The sequence below is a fragment of the Bradyrhizobium sp. WSM4874 genome (genome assembly GCF_055811835.1).
In genome coordinates this window covers 1-16,428 of sequence record NZ_JBVVPR010000021.1, presented here as the reverse complement: position 1 = coordinate 16,428, position 16,428 = coordinate 1, and the positions used below count along the sequence as shown (strand labels likewise).

13 protein-coding genes and 1 pseudogene are annotated in these 16,428 nt (G+C 59.0%); 12 read left to right on the top strand and 2 right to left on the bottom strand.

All coding sequences use genetic code 11. The features are described 5' to 3' along the window. Positions 1 to 55: 55 nt before the first annotated feature. The 10 genes and pseudogenes from nifH (at position 56) to AC0L3P_RS21580 (ending at position 11,075) form a co-directional block, all read left to right on the top strand. Complete coding sequence (gene nifH, locus AC0L3P_RS21625; protein WP_007600043.1) at positions 56 to 946, top strand: nitrogenase iron protein; 891 nt, start codon at positions 56 to 58, stop codon at positions 944 to 946. Positions 947 to 1,012: 66 nt separating this feature from the next. After that, entirely contained in the window at positions 1,013 to 1,741 is a 729-nt protein-coding gene (locus AC0L3P_RS21620; RefSeq protein ID WP_473304855.1) for a nitrogen fixation protein NifQ, read from the top strand. 160 nt (positions 1,742 to 1,901) lie between these two features. Continuing rightward, positions 1,902 to 2,331: pseudogene (locus tag AC0L3P_RS21615) on the top strand (homocitrate synthase/isopropylmalate synthase family protein); the annotation flags it as partial. Positions 2,332 to 2,437: 106 nt separating this feature from the next. Further along, positions 2,438 to 2,770: a nitrogenase stabilizing/protective protein NifW gene (gene nifW / locus AC0L3P_RS21610; RefSeq protein WP_317245383.1), complete on the top strand. Its 333-nt coding sequence runs from the start codon at positions 2,438 to 2,440 to the stop codon at positions 2,768 to 2,770. A 1,148-nt stretch (positions 2,771 to 3,918) separates the two neighbouring features. After that, positions 3,919 to 5,034 (top strand): electron transfer flavoprotein subunit alpha/FixB family protein, encoded by a 1,116-nt coding sequence (locus tag AC0L3P_RS21605; protein WP_473304850.1) that lies wholly within the window; start codon positions 3,919 to 3,921, stop codon positions 5,032 to 5,034. A gap of 11 nt (positions 5,035 to 5,045) precedes the next feature. After that, positions 5,046 to 6,353, top strand: coding sequence for an FAD-binding protein (locus tag AC0L3P_RS21600; protein WP_473304847.1), 1,308 nt, complete (start codon positions 5,046 to 5,048; stop codon positions 6,351 to 6,353). Positions 6,354 to 6,393: 40 nt separating this feature from the next. Continuing rightward, positions 6,394 to 6,690: a ferredoxin family protein gene (locus AC0L3P_RS21595; RefSeq protein WP_007600062.1), complete on the top strand. Its 297-nt coding sequence runs from the start codon at positions 6,394 to 6,396 to the stop codon at positions 6,688 to 6,690. Between the two features lie 581 nt (positions 6,691 to 7,271). Further along, the gene (locus AC0L3P_RS21590) at positions 7,272 to 7,796 is read left to right on the top strand and encodes a hypothetical protein (RefSeq protein ID WP_473304843.1); all 525 of its coding nucleotides are present in this window, start codon (positions 7,272 to 7,274) and stop codon (positions 7,794 to 7,796) included. Between the two features lie 1,567 nt (positions 7,797 to 9,363). Continuing rightward, positions 9,364 to 10,566 carry an energy-coupling factor ABC transporter permease gene (locus tag AC0L3P_RS21585; RefSeq protein WP_473304839.1) on the top strand — a complete coding sequence of 401 codons (1,203 nt, stop codon included), beginning with the start codon at positions 9,364 to 9,366 and terminating at the stop codon, positions 10,564 to 10,566. Beyond that, entirely contained in the window at positions 10,554 to 11,075 is a 522-nt protein-coding gene (locus AC0L3P_RS21580) for a thermonuclease family protein (protein ID WP_473304835.1), read from the top strand. The genes AC0L3P_RS21585 and AC0L3P_RS21580 overlap by 13 nt, the downstream gene beginning before the upstream one ends. 657 nt (positions 11,076 to 11,732) lie before the next feature. Here AC0L3P_RS21580 and sugE read toward each other — a convergent pair. Beyond that, positions 11,733 to 12,047, bottom strand: a complete 315-nt coding sequence (gene sugE / locus AC0L3P_RS21575; protein ID WP_148744154.1) for a quaternary ammonium compound efflux SMR transporter SugE — start codon at positions 12,045 to 12,047, stop codon at positions 11,733 to 11,735. 92 nt (positions 12,048 to 12,139) lie between these two features. Continuing rightward, the gene (locus AC0L3P_RS21570) at positions 12,140 to 13,012 is read right to left on the bottom strand and encodes a radical SAM/SPASM domain-containing protein (RefSeq protein WP_473304832.1); all 873 of its coding nucleotides are present in this window, start codon (positions 13,010 to 13,012) and stop codon (positions 12,140 to 12,142) included. 1,203 nt (positions 13,013 to 14,215) lie between these two features. Here AC0L3P_RS21570 and AC0L3P_RS21565 point away from each other — a divergent pair. Together AC0L3P_RS21565 and AC0L3P_RS21560 are read left to right on the top strand one after the other, a co-directional pair. Further along, a complete protein-coding gene (locus tag AC0L3P_RS21565) occupies positions 14,216 to 15,172 on the top strand; it encodes a response regulator (RefSeq protein WP_473304830.1) in 957 nt (318 codons plus the stop codon). Between the two features lie 621 nt (positions 15,173 to 15,793). Then, positions 15,794 to 16,428 (top strand): ISL3 family transposase (locus AC0L3P_RS21560; protein ID WP_473304827.1); only part of this gene is annotated, 635 nt, incomplete at its 3' end.

Genomic DNA, 16,428 nt, shown 5'->3' with positions numbered 1-16,428 from the left:
AACAGGCTCGCGCATTCGGCGCGAAAAAATTAGCAATCGGTTGATGGAGAGCAACATGTCTTCGCTGAGACAAATCGCGTTTTATGGCAAGGGTGGCATCGGCAAATCGACGACGTCGCAAAATACGCTGGCGGCCCTTGCTGAGCTGGGCCAAAGGATTCTGATCGTCGGCTGCGATCCCAAAGCGGACTCGACTCGCCTCATCCTGCACGCCAAAGCGCAAGACACCATTCTGAGCCTGGCGGCGAATGCCGGCAGCGTCGAGGACCTCGAAATCGAGGACGTCATCAAGCTCGGCTACAGGGACATTCGATGCGTCGAGTCCGGTGGTCCGGAGCCGGGGGTCGGCTGCGCCGGACGGGGCGTGATAACGTCCATCAACTTTCTGGAAGAGAATGGCGCTTATGAGGACATCGACTACGTCTCTTACGACGTGCTCGGCGACGTCGTCTGCGGCGGCTTCGCGATGCCTATCCGTGAGAATAAGGCACAGGAAATCTACATCGTGATGTCCGGCGAGATGATGGCGATGTATGCCGCCAACAACATCTCCAAGGGTATTCTGAAGTATGCGAATTCCGGCGGCGTGCGTCTCGGCGGGCTGATCTGCAACGAGCGGCAGACCGACAAGGAGCTGGAGCTTGCCGATGCTCTTGCCAAGAAGCTCGGTAGCCGGCTGATCTACTTCGTGCCGCGCGACAATGTCGTGCAGCACGCGGAGCTGCGCCGAATGACGGTGCTGGAATACGCGCCGGACTCGAAGCAGGCGGATCACTATCGCAATCTCGCGACCAAGATCCACAATAATGCCGGACAAGGCGCTATCCCGACGCCAATCAGCATGGACGAGCTCGAAGATATGCTCATGGAGCACGGCATCATCAAGCCCGTCGACGAGAGCCAGGTCGGCAAGACCGCTGCCGAGCTCGCCGCTATTTCGGCATAGTTCATGTTGTCGGCCTTCTCGATCCGGGAAGGCCGACATCGTCCACTCAGAAGCTGTGCGAAAGTTATGATCGGCACACAAGGAAAAACAGCCGACACGATCTCATCTCGCGTATCGGTAGCTCACGCCGCCGAGCAGCGCGACGCGAGTGAGCTCTACCAGCTTCTGACCGGGCGCCATCCGGCAGAAGTCGACATCAGCGACAATGATGACTTCGATCACCATGTGCTCGCTTGCATTCTGGCCACATCAGCCATGGATGGCGGCCAACTTCCCGAGCGGGCTGGCTTGACCAACCAGGAGCTCAATGCGCTGTTGGTGCAATACTTCCCATCCACCCCGGTCAGGAGCTGTACCTGGCGCGATCAGTCCGCCTTACCGGCGCCTGACGAGACAGTTATGGTACGCGACCTCCTGCTTGCGCAACGTTCCACTCATGGCGAGGTTGGCGGCTGGCTCGCGACGATGATCGCGCGGCGCGCCATGGAGCCTAATCACTTGTGGGAAGATCTCGGTCTGCGGAAGCGGGATGAATTGTCCCGTGTCCTCATGCGCCATTTCAGGCCGCTGGCGGCTCGCAATACGAAGAACATGCGCTGGAAGCGCTTCTTCTATCGCATGCTATGCGAAGATGACGGCCTGGTGATGTGTACCACGCCGGTCTGCACGGAATGCAATGATTTTGATCTTTGCTTCGGCGAAGAGAGCGGGGAGAGCCGGATGGCCGGACGTCGGCGGGATCATCTGCGCCGCCTTGATGACACCGTCCAAGCCGTCCCAAGCTTGAAAGGCTGAGTTCATTATTGATACCCCTCTTTGGCGCCATTGCGGGTATATCCTACGAGCTTTCGGCCACCTGTCGCATGGGGTGAAAACAGACCGGGGCAAACGATTGCGCGTACCCGACCCACGGGCCGAGGCGGCGTCTGATGATCGCGGGTTGATATCTGGCGGAGCCGACAACGCGCCGCTGAAGGAAGTTGCCGTCGCACTCAGACAGCTCTGTTGCGTTGATACCGGCGTGCTGCTATCCGAACTGGGAAAAAGTCGCGGTCGTCGTTGCAGCCGCTGCGTCCCGTACCGTCCCGCTCAACAAGGCGATGGTCGACGAGCATGTCTTTACCAATGAATCCGGCATCCACGTCCACGGGCTGTTAAAGGACCTGGCGCAGCTACGAAGGGCTAGACCCGGGGCTGCTCGAGCGCTCCCCCCGGATTATGATCGGCAAGCATTCAGGGTTCGCCGCGATTACCTTGCTGCTATCGTGCAACTTTCTTTCGGCGCCGAGCAAAGCGAAACCATCCCCGCGCCCGTCCGCAAGCATGCCATCGAGCACCAAGGTCTGGTTGCGCAGGAAACGGTGGTGGCGATTTGGCGCGACATTCACGAGAGCTCGCTCGTCAACAGCGAATCAGCCACGCGCGTCGCGCGATCGGTTGAAACATTCCAGCCTGGTCGTTTCTGGGCGCGGATCGAGATGGAGGTTGAGAATGACGACGGATGGGATCCTTGCGCGATTGAACAAGGCCTCGGCGGCAGAGGATTTTTTTGCACTGCTCGGCGTCGAGTACGATGCGAAAATCGTCGATGTGGCGCGGCTTCACATCCTGCGTCGCATGGGCCAATATCTCGCAGGCGAGGAGTTGACTGGTGCATCTGATCCTGAGATCACCGCGCGTTGCAAGACCACGCTTGAGCGCGCCTATGCCGACTTCGTCACGTCCTCCCCGATCGAACAGCGCGTATTCAAGGTGCTGAAGGATGCGACCGCACCACAAGCGAACATGCATCCCGCATTGGTCCAGCTCGATTTGTTGGAGTGAATTGAGCTTATATGTCGTGCTCTGGACCGTGAAGGTCCCGAGAGCCTGACAGCAAGCCATGGCTTCGAATTCGAGCGGAAAGCTGCAGTTGCGGCCTCGCGGATCCGCAGTTCATCACCACGGCTCCTTAGGGGCCAATCACGACTCGCCGCCGATATTTCCATCCTTTCGAGCTGGTACGCAGGTGTGCCTATCTCCTGCAATCATGCGCCGGCAGCGGGACCGCACATGTTGCGCGGAAAACTCAGCAAGGTTCAGATGAGTGTGTTCTGTCGCATTCCGGACACGGGTCAGTACGGTCTCGAATGTTTCGACCTCGTGAGAGGCCGCCAATCCGACTTACTTCTTCAGTAAGATTTGAAATAGCGGCCAATTTTCATCGCCTGCGCAATTGGTACGACAATTGCTGACATATGCTCAGCTAGTTTGGAGCAGCGCATGCACGTCTTGGTTCGCATCGATTTTATTTTTGACGCCGCGCAGGTTCGCGCGCGCTGCCTGCCGGCACCATAATGCGTCGCGGCGCCAAAGCGATGGTCGCATACCTGGCTGAGCTGAAAGGTGCGTTTGATTCGTGCGCCCCCGTTGGCCGATCCCTGGCCGAGGTTTCGCGCGGAGAGCCGTTGCTCAACAGCGCCGGCCGTGCGGCGCTGTTGACCGGGCGCCTTGAGCGCCGCCCCTCCTGTCCTCGCCAGGAGTTGCGGGCCTGTCGCTATGATCGGCAAGAAACAAGCGCACTCGGAGCAATGAGATCGCGCTTCCACCGGCAACGACGCGGCCGACAATCGTACCAGCCGAGCCCCTCGCAGGTCCTTGATCTGTTGCACCTCGGTTGCATCTCTAAGATGAGGAGGACCAATCGATCGGCACGCCTGACCGGCCCGGTCGGTGCCTTAGGAGTGCCGGGAACCAAACCGTCGTCCCAGAATGCCGCATCCGGAACGAACCGGAAGCGCGTGCTTCCGGGCTCGTCGTCAAGGTCCAGCAACGGTTGTATCGGCCCCACGCGGCTGCCAGGCCGTGCTGACGCGATGCCGGCCGGCATCCGGCCCGACGCTTAACTGAAGAAATCTTCAAGCGCAAATTCCAACCTGGAGGCGGAGCATGCGCCGCTGGCGAGCCGCTACTGAATGCGAATGGGAGTACAGATGATGAGCACCGCACCGAAAAGTGCAGCTCCGGCCGCGGGTGGTGGTCGCGCGGCGACCAAGAGGGAACTGCCCGAGCGATTTAAGCCGTATAAGCACGTCTGGGTTTTCATCGAGCAGGAACGCGGGGTTGTGCACCCCGTCTCATGGGAGCTGATGGGGGCCGGCCGCCGGCTCGCCGACAAGCTCAATGTTGACCTCGCCGCGGTTGTCATCGGCCCGGTCGGGGAGACAACGCAGCAGGCGGTCGCCGAATCGTTCTGCTACGGCGCCGACCTCGCCTATATCGTCGCGGACAATCTCTTGGCCGATTATCGCAACCAGTCCTATACCAAGGCCCTGTCAGAGCTGGTCAACACTTACAAGCCGGAAATCCTACTCCTAGGGGCAACAACACTCGGCCGTGATCTCGCCGGCTCATTGGCCACCACACTGCTCACCGGCCTAACTGCCGACTGCACCGAGCTCGATGTCGATGCCGACGGCTCGCTTGCAGCGACCCGGCCGACGTTTGGCGGCTCACTGTTGTGCACGATCTACACACTCAACTATCGTCCACAGATGGCAACCGTCCGTCCGCGCGTGATGCCGATGCCCGAGCGCGTGACAGGCGCCGTCTCGCGCGTCATCTCGCATCCGCTCGGGCTTGTAGAAGAAGATATCGTCACAAAGGTCCTGTCCTTCCTGCCAGACCGCGATTCTACAAAGTCCAACCTTGCCTATGCCGACGTTGTCGTCGCTGGAGGGCTCGGTCTGGGATCGCCTGAAAATTTCCAACTGGTACACCAGCTCGCGGACGTGCTTGGCGCCGAATATGGCTGCTCGCGGCCGCTGGTCCAGAAGGGCTGGGCCACCTCGGACCGACAAATCGGCCAGACCGGGAAAACCATCCGGCCAAAGCTCTATATCGCGGCCGGCATTTCTGGCGCTATCCAGCATCGCGTCGGCGTGGAGGGCGGCGACCTCATCGTTGCCATCAACACTGACAAGAACGCTCCGATCTTCGACTTTGCCCATATCGGCATCGTCACCGACGCCATTCGACTATTGCCAGCATTGACCTCTGCATTCCGCGCGCAGCTATCGCCGCACTCGCACGACCGCATCGCTGGCTAGGGGAGCTTGTTATGATTCAGGAAAGATTCGACGCCATCGTCGTCGGTGCTGGCATGGGCGGGAACGCGGCGGCGCTTACAATGGCCGAGCGGGGTCTGAAAGTGCTGCAGCTGGAACGCGGCGAGTATTCCGGGTCGAAGAACGTGCAAGGGGCCATCCTTTATGCCGATATGCTGGAGAAGCTGATCCCGAATTTCCGAGAAGATGCCCCGCTTGAGCGGCATCTAGTCGAGCAACGCTTCTGGTTCGTGGACGAGCGTTCGCACACCGGGATTCACTATCGATCCGATGATTTCAACGAGGAGAAGCCGAACCGCTACACCATCATCCGTGCCCAGTTCGATAAATGGTTCTCCCAGAAGGTCCGCGAGGCCGGCGCTACGGTGCTGTGCGAGACCACGGTGACCGAGCTCCTCCAGGATTCCCATGGCAGGGTCGTCGGGGTGCGCACAGACCGCGATGGGGGTGAAATCCATGCAGATGTTGTCGTGCTGGCCGAGGGGGTGAACGGAGTGCTCGGGACGGGTGCGGGCTTAAGAGGGCGGCCGAAACCGGACAAGGTCGCACTCGCGGTTAAGGAGATGCATTTTTTGTCACGTGAGACAATCGATGCTCGCTTCAATCTCAAAGGGGACGAGGGGCTCGTCATCGAAGCGGCAGGAACCATCTCCCGCGGCATGACCGGTATGGGCTTCATCTATTCCAATAAGGAATGCATCTCGCTCGGTATTGGCTGTCTTGTTGCCGACTTCCAGCGTACCGGCGAGACGCCTTACGGCCTGCTCGAGGGTTTCAAGCGTCACCCGTCCGTCGCGCCGCTCATCGAGGGTTCGGAAGTCAAGGAATATTCTGCGCACTTGATCCCCGAAGGTGGGTACAGGGCGATCCCGCAGCTTTGCGGGGAGGGCTGGGTGGTCGTCGGAGACGCCGCTCAGCTTAACAACGCCATCCATCGCGAGGGGTCCAATTTGGCGATGACGTCGGGCCGTATCGCGGCGGAAGCGATCTGCCTTATCAGATCGCGAAAAGATCCGATGACGGCCAAAAATCTTTCACTTTACAAGAAAATGCTAACTGATTCTTTCGTGATCAAGGACCTGAAGAAGTACAAGGATATGCCGGCACTCATGCATACCCACTCGCAGAACTTCTTTCTCACATATCCGCAGCTCTTCTCCAAGGCGATGCAGGATTACGTGCGCGTCGACGGCATACCAAAGCTCGAGAAAGAGAAGCTGATGCTGAGCTCGTTCATCAAGGCGCGGTCTTGGAGTGGGCTGTTTAGCGATGCCCTGCGCATTGCCCGGGCCTGGCGGTGATCCAAACCTAAGACAACGACGAACGACGGAGCCAGAAACAATGCCGAGCGAGCCATCCCAACGTGTCGAGGATAAACTTTTCTACAACCGTTATCTTGTCGATTCCGGCCGTGCCCATATCAAGGTGCGTCCGCACACCACGCCATCCTCGCGGCTCTTGTCGATGTTGAAGGCCTGCCCTGCACGGTGCTACGAGCTCAGCGATAAAGGTCATGTTGAGGTGACAGTCGACGGGTGTATCGAATGCGGCACCTGCAGGGTGATCTGCGAAGAAAGTGGTGATATCGAGTGGAGTTACCCACGCGGCGGTTACGGTGTCCTATTCAAGTTCGGTTAAAACTTCGGGTGATGGCCCTGCCACGGCGGCTGCGTCGTTCTCGCGATCCAACGAGATCACGCATGAAATCGGGGTTAACCCGGGCACGTTCAACCGGTGTCCCAGTCTTTCCATCTACCCGGCGGGCCCTTGCATGGTGGACAAACGCAGTTTCCGGTTTCCGCTATAATATTCCCGAAGATAGCCAAAGCGAGCGGATCCGAAGCAAGGGTGCAAACGCAACGTCGTCCGTCTCGGATCTGGTCCACAGTCTGGTTGTCTTCCGGAATATCTGGCCGGTTTCGTCCTCCCTGGAAGGCTGGCGGTGATCCGCCCGCCGCCACCACCTCGCTGCCTATCACCTACTGACGGAATGTTGGAAGTAGGCCTTCGCTCGGCCGTAGCCACCGACCCGACAACATGCCATCCCGCGCCTTGTAGACTAGAAAAGCACGAGCGCATCACGAAAATAGCGCATTCTGAGTCCTTCGCGCGACCGCCGGTTCCGCGTTCGTCAGGCGGACTGCGCGCATGCACCACACAATTTTGCACTTCCATTCCGCTGTATCGCCGGGATATATCGTCCGCCGGAGAGCATGACGATGGTTCGGGTGCAAAAGAGCAGGGCAGCCGCTAACGCGCGGCGAGCAGATGCAGGGCGTGAGAGTTCGGTTGGCGACATCCAGGCTCGCATAGTCGAACTGAGAAGCTTGCCGCGCGAGAAGCTCGCGGACGCGGCGTTCATGCTCTCGATGAATGCACGAAGCCAGCGCGAGTTGATACGAGAGGCAATCGAGAAGCGCGCCGCGGTCGAGTTGGACTTTGGTCCGCCGGCGAAAGGGGATTTGGCGACCTATCTCGCCAATGATGTGGTCTCGACCTTACGCGACCATGTTGCTGAACTTCCGACCTTGCTGGACCTCTTGGTTCAGCGAGCGCCTGACGTCGGCTTCACCGTCCATCGGGAGGAGGCCGTTTCGCTGCTCGCCGCAATCGTTCGCGAACAGCGGCTCGAAGGAGTCCTTGAAGGCCTCAGGCTCGCCGGCCTTCTGAACGAGCCAGCTAAGCATCGCCATGACGGGATCGGTTCAGAAGTGGATTTGAGGGAAGCTGCCGACGGCACCTGAGTGGCGAGGGCGCTCTGAGGACAATCCCTGCAGATGGAATGTCTACAGGCAACAGGGACGTCGGATATCTCGGCGCCTGCTTGCGAGGTCAAAATCGCTTGAAATTCGCGGCGCAGTTCCTTGTCATCCGTTTATCGCTGACGCGGAGCTGCCATGCACGCTCCATTGCAGTCCCGAGCGCGTATAGCTCGGCGACCGTCGCGTTCGTGAACCCGAGAACCGCGGTTCGGAGCTTTCATGTTCAGTTGTAGCCCGCGGGGTGCGATGCGCTCGTCGATCATGGAGCCTTTCGCTAACAGCGAAGCAAGGGAAATCACCGAAGGTGACGTCGAGCGAGCCGCGGCAATGTGTCAAAGCGGCGAAAGGCGTTCGCTCATAGCGAGGCGCTCTGGTGAAATCGGCCGTCCTTGTTTCCGGTCGTCACTGGCCGCGCGCCGGCGGACGACGGGGGAAGGCCAGGCAAGTATTCCGCGAGCTACTCGGCAACAGTGGACAAGCTCAGTTGCGGTCCGCCGCAACCTGACAAAGGGTCTTCTCGGGCCACGCTGGATCGTCGGGGTGACGCTCTGCCGCGCGTCTGCCATACACGCATGATCGTTGATCGATCTCCGGAGAACTGCGCCGGAAGTCGCCTCGCCTATTTGCTCGGTCGCGAACCGCACAGGGATTTCGTCGAACCTCGCGTGCACGAGCACGGCGAAGGCTTGGTCAAAACACGCCGCTGCGTGCGCCGAATAGCGTGTTTCCGCGCAACTACCGGGCCTGATACGTTCGTAAGCCCGCTCAGAGGCCAGGAAAGCGCCTCGCGTGCTGTGACTCAGCCGCACTTCACTGAGCTGCTGCAATAATCTGACCGCATCCGATCGCAACTTCTATCGCGATCAGCACGACTATAACCCTCCAGACGCAGCGAGCGCCGTGTCTCGATGATGCCCGTCAGCGCGTTGGCCGTTCCGGAGATGGCCGGCAGTTTGCGCTGGAGCATCTCAAGACGCTCCTTCAATTCGTATTCGTCTTTCAGACACGAATAGAGCCGCTCCAGCTCCGGCTTACCCCAGAGTGCGCGGGCTTATCGGCAATGGCTGCGCTCCCCGCGACACGCTGCTGGACCAGGAGCGCATCGCCGATCAGCTGGAGAATGCCCTTGGGCCCCCGCGCGGTCGGCCGCGCTCGGCTAGTTCAAGTGCAAAGGGTCTCTTCGCGCCGGCGGCCGCAGGATTTCCGATGCAAGAGGGGAGGTAGAACGATTGTTCGAAACGGCACAGGTTGAGCAAAGACGGGGTCCCCATGTGTGTTCAATTTCATCCAGAGTATGTCAGCTAGCTCACACGGCGAGCCTTGCGGGGGCGGAACGTTTCAAGGCGCAATCAGAGGCTTAAGCGCGGTGACGGGGCTGGCATAGCTGTTGCTATCGAAATCTCGCAGACCGAGCGGAGGCTGAGTGCACACCCGTCCGAGATGGCGAAAGCAGGACGTTAGCGGTGGACCGAGGTGCGGAAATTGAAATGCGGTTTCGAGCGGTCTACCACACAAGGCCCGAGTACAAAGGCAAGAGGGACCTGAGACCATGCATATCGAACCGGGAATAGTAACGGGCGCCAAGCTTGTGTTAAGCTACGCGATAGGCCTTGCGACGTGCTGCGTCGCCGCCAAGATTCTGGTCGAGACTATGCGCGAGCGGGGCGCTCTGTCATTTGCCCTGCAAGCCATCGCTGCGACGCTTGTGTTCATGTTCTTCGAGATCCTGCCGCACGTTGCGGTTGGGGTCTCCGAGGTGCGCTTCGTCCCCGGCTCGATGCTGTTTCTGTTGTTCGGCGCGGCGGCGGCTGCGTTTGGTCTCGCGCTCGGCCTGTTGCTGCAAAACATACTCTTTGTTCCGGCCGACCTGCCGCAATTTGGTATGAATGCCACGACGCTTCTAGTGCCGCTGTTTGCGATCCAGGCGCTCGCCAATCGGCTCGTCCCGTCCAACACCGCGCATCGCGATCTGCAGTACAGCAAGGCGCCTGCCCTCTCGAGTGCGTATCAGTCTGGTATCGTTGTCTGCGTCACGTTTTGGGCCCTCTACGGCGCGGGCTTCGGCGCCGCCAATCTCTATAACATCGCATGGTTCGCGGTTTCCTACGCACTTGTGGCCCTGGTCCAACTAGAGGTTGACCTGGCTGTGCTGGCGCTCGCGAAACAAGTTGGGCGGCGTGACTGCGGGCGGAGTTGTCGCCAACCGCCTGTAGAAGGCATGTTGCCGTTGATAACGACGACGGCTCGTCGGAGCGCCCGTTTTGCTCAAGCGATGCATACGCTTTCCCTTATAGTTGCCGTGAGCAGCGACCGCGCACGGCGCGTGCTCGCTATCGGTGCCAGCAAGGCGGGCGAGCTTATGCTCATTTCGGACAAGGCCGGGAAATCTTATCACGCCGACTTGCGGCTGGCCGTCTGCGCCTGCTTCGTCGCTAATCAGCGGACGCGCACGACGGATTTCGTCCTGCCGGCGCGCGTTGCAGTCGAGGCGGACTGCCGCAATGACGTGGAACAATGGCCTAATTCGGTCAGCGCAGCAGGCGGGTCACACAGCATCGTGGGCGAGGTTGGACGCGAGGGAGGTGTTGCGCTGCTCATTCAGGGACATTCATCTGTCGAGCGAGCTTACCTATTCAACATTAGCACCCTTCTGGGCACTGCGATCGAGCGCCTTTGGCCACTTGGCAGCGCTCTGCTGCGCTCATCGGGAATGGTCGCGGTCCGACAAAGAAAATCGCCATGCCAGGATTGATCATGGTGTTGACCATGCTCGCACTGTTCAGCATCGTCCTGGCCGGCGGGCTGACGGGGCCGGCAAAGGTCATCAGCACCGACACGCTTGAAATCAACAGAACACGCGTTCGACTCTGGGGCATTGACGCGCCGGATGAGACCCAAATGTGCCGAGATATCATGGGCAATCTCTATCAATGTGGCCTCAGGGCCGCGCGCGATCTTGAAAGCTTCGTTGAAGATCGCGAAGTCAGTTGCGTTCCAGTCCTGGAGGATGAGTGTGGACGGACGATAGCGACCTGTTCAGCTGGTGGCACCGATATTGGAGAATGGTTGGTGCGCAACGGTCTCGTGCTCGATTGGAAGCAATACTCCAGGGGACGATACTATGCTGCGCAACGCGCGGCCGATCGTGCCGGGCTGGGCTTATGGGCGGGCAGCTTTGCCGTACCTTGGTTATATCGAGCGTGCATTCGGTTGGGTGGTCGACCAGCCAGCTGTTCTGACGACGCGAACGCACATCCTTGATGGCTACCCCTACACCAGAATACGCGGTTGCTCCGCGTGAGGTGACAGTCACGGGCGAGCTGGCTCGATCGGGAGTGAGTCAAGCTCACCACTGCCGCCCAACCATGCTCAACGAGTAGGATGGTCTCGTACTCTTGGGCGGGATGGTCGGAAGCAGTTCGGAGCAAACGAAGACGCTCTGTCGATCATATCGTTCTGTGATGCATCTTCTCCCTGCAGCTCCGTAGGGCAGACATCGCATGACTCGGGCAAGCGACCTTTCTTGGCCGGCGCCCCGGAGCATCAGCGGCATACCTGGGATCCATTACTGTTCTATTCGTATTCGCGAGTTCGGTGGCGAATTGTTTGTGCCGCTCCGGGTGTTACATCGTGCCAGACGCCATGGCCGTGGGCACGCCGATTGCCGACGGGCGTATCGTCCTCACCATGGGCGTTCGCGTTACGACACTGAGGCTCGCGGTCAACAGGTCTCGGCCCAGAGGGCCTGAATCGGCATCCCGTTCACGGCGACTTTCTTCGGCCATCATCACTGCTCCCTTCTCGGCGCCGCGCCCCTCGGCGGTGCGCTGGAACGCGCCCAGGTCGACAAACACGGCGGCCAGTCTCTGCGATCGTTGCGGCGCTGACCTGCTGTTGGTCAATGCTTCGATGTTTTCGTCAGGACACGAGCTTCAGCCCGACAATGCCGGCCACGATCAGTCCGATGCTGGCAAAGCGAAACGCGGCGGCTGGCTCCCCGAACAGGATGATGCCAAGCGCTGCAGTGCCGACTGCACCGATGCCGGTCCAGACCGCATAGGCAGTTCCAATGGGCAGCGTCTTCAGAGCAAGGCCGAGCAGGATCACGCTGCCCGCCATGGCCGCGAGCGTGAGCACGGACGGAACGAGCTTGGTAAAGCCCTCGGTGTATTTGAGGCCAATTGCCCAGGCGACTTCCAGGAGGCCGGCGACCAACAAAATGCTCCAGGCCATGGCGACCCTCCGTTCATGACGGGGTCGTCCCCGCGGCTGATGTGATGATGAGCGGCAAGGCCGTCCTCGCCTGGGCTCCCGATTCGTTTCGATCAGTCAGGGTCAACTGCTCTCAAGGATGAGCATTCCGACCTCAGTGGCTCGGCGAATTCACATGTTCGACAAAGCAGAAAACCGTCCGCGCCGTTCATGCGACTGGCAATCTTGCCAAATGTCGCCCCTTCGAAGAGATCCTTGTGTCTCTCGCGGAGAAGGTTGCCCAGAACGTGGCGTCGCTCAAAATCCATGCAGCAGAAGGTAACGTCGCCGTTTGGCAGAAGAACATTCCGATATTGCCGTTCGTCTGGACATCTCAACGCTCCAAGGATTGGCTGTCGTGCTTCAACCATCCTAAGCTCGCCGCTCGCAGGCCTGCTGCGCGGGGGACGCGAGCGAACGAGCGCTTCGTCAGGTATTATGTCGAGTAGTTCAGGATGCACCTCGCCCATGACTATGAAGAGCAGTGACGAAATGCCGGCATCAACAAGTTGGCGCATCAAATCGACATAGTTGCGTCTGACGAGACCACTGTCCATATGCGTGCCGTCGTCAAAAACGTGCACCAGGAAACCGCGGAACTGCAACGCACGCAAGCGTCTTAGATCCCGCCCATTCATTCCTACGAGGGTTGTGAAAATCCGGATTCCATGGCCACACGCGTAGGCATGCTCAACCATTTCGGTGCAAGCCGGATTGAGCCAAGGCTCCGAATACCCGGAAAAGCTGATGTCCACAGTTGCTGGTACGCGCGCCAGGCATCGCTTGAAATCTTGCAAAGAAAGATGCTTCACGTCGGATATAGCTCTTTGCCGTTCGGCGAACTTGTCCTGCGGGCAATAAGAACATCCGACGACACAGCCCGTTGTCGTGGTTACCTCCAAGACCCTGCCGCCACTAATTGCAGAGCGCAGCTCCTGTGCAGTCATCGATTGTATATTATCCACGTCCGCGCTCCGCCATTGGGAACAAGGAGATCTTGAGGGGGTACCCTCGCGTTGCATCCCTCATGTCGGTTCGCTCATGCATCATCCTCGGTTCGTCGCCCATCACCGCGACACTTCACGGTCGCAAGCCGCGGCCGCGATAGATGAAGACAGCGCCGACGGCTCACTCACCCTAGCGCCCCCAGTCCAGCAGGACCTGGTGGCTGCCGAGTGCACATGCATCGACGGCGTCGATCTAACCTCTCGCTTGTTCCAACAAGCATCACTCATGCCATTGGCGGTATTGTCCATAAGCCGACACATCCGCGATAACTGTCTTCGCAATGGCACCACGGAGGCGCAACTGCGATCGAAAGCGTACAATATGACGCTATGTACGATTCAAGCTCTCTCGAAATGAGTTGAATGGCAGCCTTCCTTGAAATGTGAGGCCGTTGCCGCCGCCCCAACGGCCATGTCATCATCATCGACGTGCATCGGGATCGGCCGAGCGAAGTGCCGACTGGAATGCACTTTGCCGCAGTCACGAGTGCGAATTCTTTACCACCACTTCATGCAGCAAGTCGTGAATTTCAATAGTTGGAAACGCTATACGAGGGAGCGGGCGTCGTCATGCTCTTCGTATGCTCGGGAGGGCGGCTGGATAAATATCCGGGCGCCGGGGCTACGGTCGGACTTGCGAGGCGTCTTCTCGATGATGGGTCCAGAACAGGAGTGGGGCCGCGCTGGCCTTGCGTACGAATGTTCCGCCCTACTGGCTTCCGACTTTTCTAGACCGCTGGAGCAAGTCGGCAGCGCTAGTAGGGCACGGGCGACTTCACCTATATCTAGGGTATCGCCATGAGCAGTTTTCTCGGGCGCGGTTCGCTCATCGTCTTTCACGGGGGATCAGTTCACCGACAACCCCATTGCGGTGTTCATCGGACAAAACTCGAGTGGCACGCGCAAATTTCGCTTCGACTCCGAGCGTCCTGCCGACCTTGATGCGCTTCTCGCTCGGTGTCGCATACGACGACATCCTCAACCGACTTCGATAGCCGCACGCTTGCCGCTTGGTCATGTCCTCGATGCGCCGGCAGCTTAGTGTTTCGTTTACCAATCTCAGGTAAGAAATTGTGCGTTATGTAGGGTATGTGGGCTATGTGCCCCAATTGTGGAGGTCGCTATGACTGCGGACGAGCCATCTTGGAAGATGTTGATCGCCTTCTTGACGGTAATCACGCTCTCCACGGTTTTGCTTCACGCTGGGCACAAGCCGGAGATCGCGATCGTGCCGTGCTTTCTGTTGTCGATGCTGATGCAGGGGCGGCTGACCGAGTGATGGCTTCGACCAAAAAGCCTGCCGATCTCGCAGACAAGAGTCCTTCCGGTCCGGCCGATGTGATGCGCGCCCCCCGCATCCTAATCGTCGATGACGATAAGGCTGATGCAGATCGCATTGGAACGGCGTTAAAAAATCCCCTGACGAAAATTGGGCAGCTTGATTGCAAGATAGAGTGGGTCAACGACGTAGCAAGCGCTCGCCAATATCTCGAGAAAGATGATATCGACTTGTATTTCCTTGACCTTGATATCTCGGAATACTGGGGAAAGCCGACCGACAAGGAAACGGGCAAAGCTTTCGTGAAAGCTGTAATCAACAATACGAATGCTGGCATCATCGTATGTTCTAATCTGCCGATTGACGAGGAGGCGCCACCTCTCATCGAGTATGGAGCAGATGATTACGTCGAAAAATCCTACGGCTTCATGGCAATCGCACCCCGGGCAATGTCGGTCTGGCGAAGAACGCATACCGAGAGGCGTTCCAAGCAATCGCATTCCGGCCGGAGGTTTCGGATCGGGAATTGGACGTTCACGATTGGTGATCGTCAGATTACCGATCGTTTGGGGATCTCCAAGCGGCTTTCGATAACCGAACACATTTTCCTGCGCCATCTCTGTGCGGTGGAGGGTCATGCTATCGATAGCGAAGTCTTCAACATCGAGGTGCTGCGTAGAGAGAAAGGTGATAAGCACGTTCGACTGGACGTCTTCGTGCCAAGGCTTCGCGCCAAGTTGAACAACATGATCGACTTGGTTCCCCAAGGGCGAACGGGGATTTACAAGCTCTTGGACGTTGAAGAAGTGGCCTCCTTCTAGTTTGCTGTGGCGCCTTGAGTGTAGTTTTCAATTTTTGAAGATCCCAATACGGATCGATGAACGGGCACTTGTAGTTGGGTCCGATATATTCCCTCTCGGCGTCATCAAAGAAGATCCGAGCCGCACCATGAGACTCCTCAGGTATGATCAGAAAGCGGCGTCCTCTTGTATAAAGTTTAGGTCGCCGACGTGCCACCACTCTCGTTGCCATTCGAAGAAGTAGGTGGTTTTGCCTGGTGCCTGGCTGGCAGCCGACCACCTCGAGCCCTCGCTTTCGCGAGCGTCAGCCGATTCTTTCCAAATCGGCCAGACACTTTTCGAGTTATCCTTGGCTTCGCTTAAAAGCCTCTTCGTCTCGCCCAGTCGCTTGAAGTCAGGTTTCATCGGGCCGGCACCCACCGCGCTTAAGATGGCAAACAGTCGTGAGATCGCTCGACATATCCTCGAGAACGAAAGCTATATTTTCGAGCGGCACTAGCCCCGAAAAAAAGGTGTTGCATACAGTGTCGTCCTGGCCGGTCGGCCCCTCGAACTGTCATTCGGCCTGCAATATTGGCTCTGACTCACTTTTGATGAAGTTCAAGCGCCGGCTCGTGTTGGTTTCACAAAGGAATCAATATGATGCAGCGAGCCCTACGTCCGTCGGCTCTGGTCCCTCACGGGTTTGACGTGGAAAGCGCCTTTTGTGATGGCGCTACGACCGTGATCACCGTGCGTCCCACGAGCGGGACGAGTCTCTGTCCCGGATGCGGGACCAGTTCTGGGCGGATCCATAGCCGATATCAGCGGCGCCTAACCGATCTGCCGCTTGCGGGGCGGCAGGTTCGCTTGGTGGTCGTGGCGCGCCGCTTCCGCTGCGTTACTGCTCGCTGCGGTCGGCGTATTTTCACCGAGCGCTTCGATGACGGCGCTCTAGCACCGTGGGCGCGGCGAACGACCCGGCTCGATCTGATCGTCCATCACCTTGGCCTCGCCTTGGGTGGCCGCCCAGCGGCGAGTTTTGCCCGTCGACTTATGCTGCCCGTGAGCAACGACACGTTGCTTCGGGTGGTTAGAAGGCGCGGGTGTCCACCCTTTGCTGCGCCGAGCGTTATCGGCATCGACGATTGGGCCTGGCGGCGCAATCAGCGGTATGGAACTATCATCTGCGACCTCGAGCGGCGACGACCGATCACTCTCTTACCCGACAGAGAGCCAGCCACTGCGCAGGCCTGGCTCGCGGGGCAACCACAGATCGCTGTGGTCGCGCGCGACCG

What these genes read in the sequence shown, in the direction of transcription:
- AC0L3P_RS21585 (WP_473304839.1), top strand. Translation starts at nt 9,364, where the DNA reads ATGCATATCGAACCGGGAATAGTAACGGGCGCCAAGCTTGTGTTAAGC.
- nifW (WP_317245383.1), top strand. Translation starts at nt 2,438, where the DNA reads ATGACGACGGATGGGATCCTTGCGCGATTGAACAAGGCCTCGGCGGCA.
- AC0L3P_RS21595 (WP_007600062.1), top strand. Translation starts at nt 6,394, where the DNA reads ATGCCGAGCGAGCCATCCCAACGTGTCGAGGATAAACTTTTCTACAAC.
- AC0L3P_RS21570 (WP_473304832.1), bottom strand. Translation starts at nt 13,012, where the DNA reads ATGACTGCACAGGAGCTGCGCTCTGCAATTAGTGGCGGCAGGGTCTTG.
- sugE (WP_148744154.1), bottom strand. Translation starts at nt 12,047, where the DNA reads ATGGCCTGGAGCATTTTGTTGGTCGCCGGCCTCCTGGAAGTCGCCTGG.
- AC0L3P_RS21580 (WP_473304835.1), top strand. Translation starts at nt 10,554, where the DNA reads ATGCCAGGATTGATCATGGTGTTGACCATGCTCGCACTGTTCAGCATC.
- AC0L3P_RS21620 (WP_473304855.1), top strand. Translation starts at nt 1,013, where the DNA reads ATGATCGGCACACAAGGAAAAACAGCCGACACGATCTCATCTCGCGTA.
- AC0L3P_RS21590 (WP_473304843.1), top strand. Translation starts at nt 7,272, where the DNA reads ATGGTTCGGGTGCAAAAGAGCAGGGCAGCCGCTAACGCGCGGCGAGCA.
- AC0L3P_RS21600 (WP_473304847.1), top strand. Translation starts at nt 5,046, where the DNA reads ATGATTCAGGAAAGATTCGACGCCATCGTCGTCGGTGCTGGCATGGGC.
- AC0L3P_RS21605 (WP_473304850.1), top strand. Translation starts at nt 3,919, where the DNA reads ATGATGAGCACCGCACCGAAAAGTGCAGCTCCGGCCGCGGGTGGTGGT.
- nifH (WP_007600043.1), top strand. Translation starts at nt 56, where the DNA reads ATGTCTTCGCTGAGACAAATCGCGTTTTATGGCAAGGGTGGCATCGGC.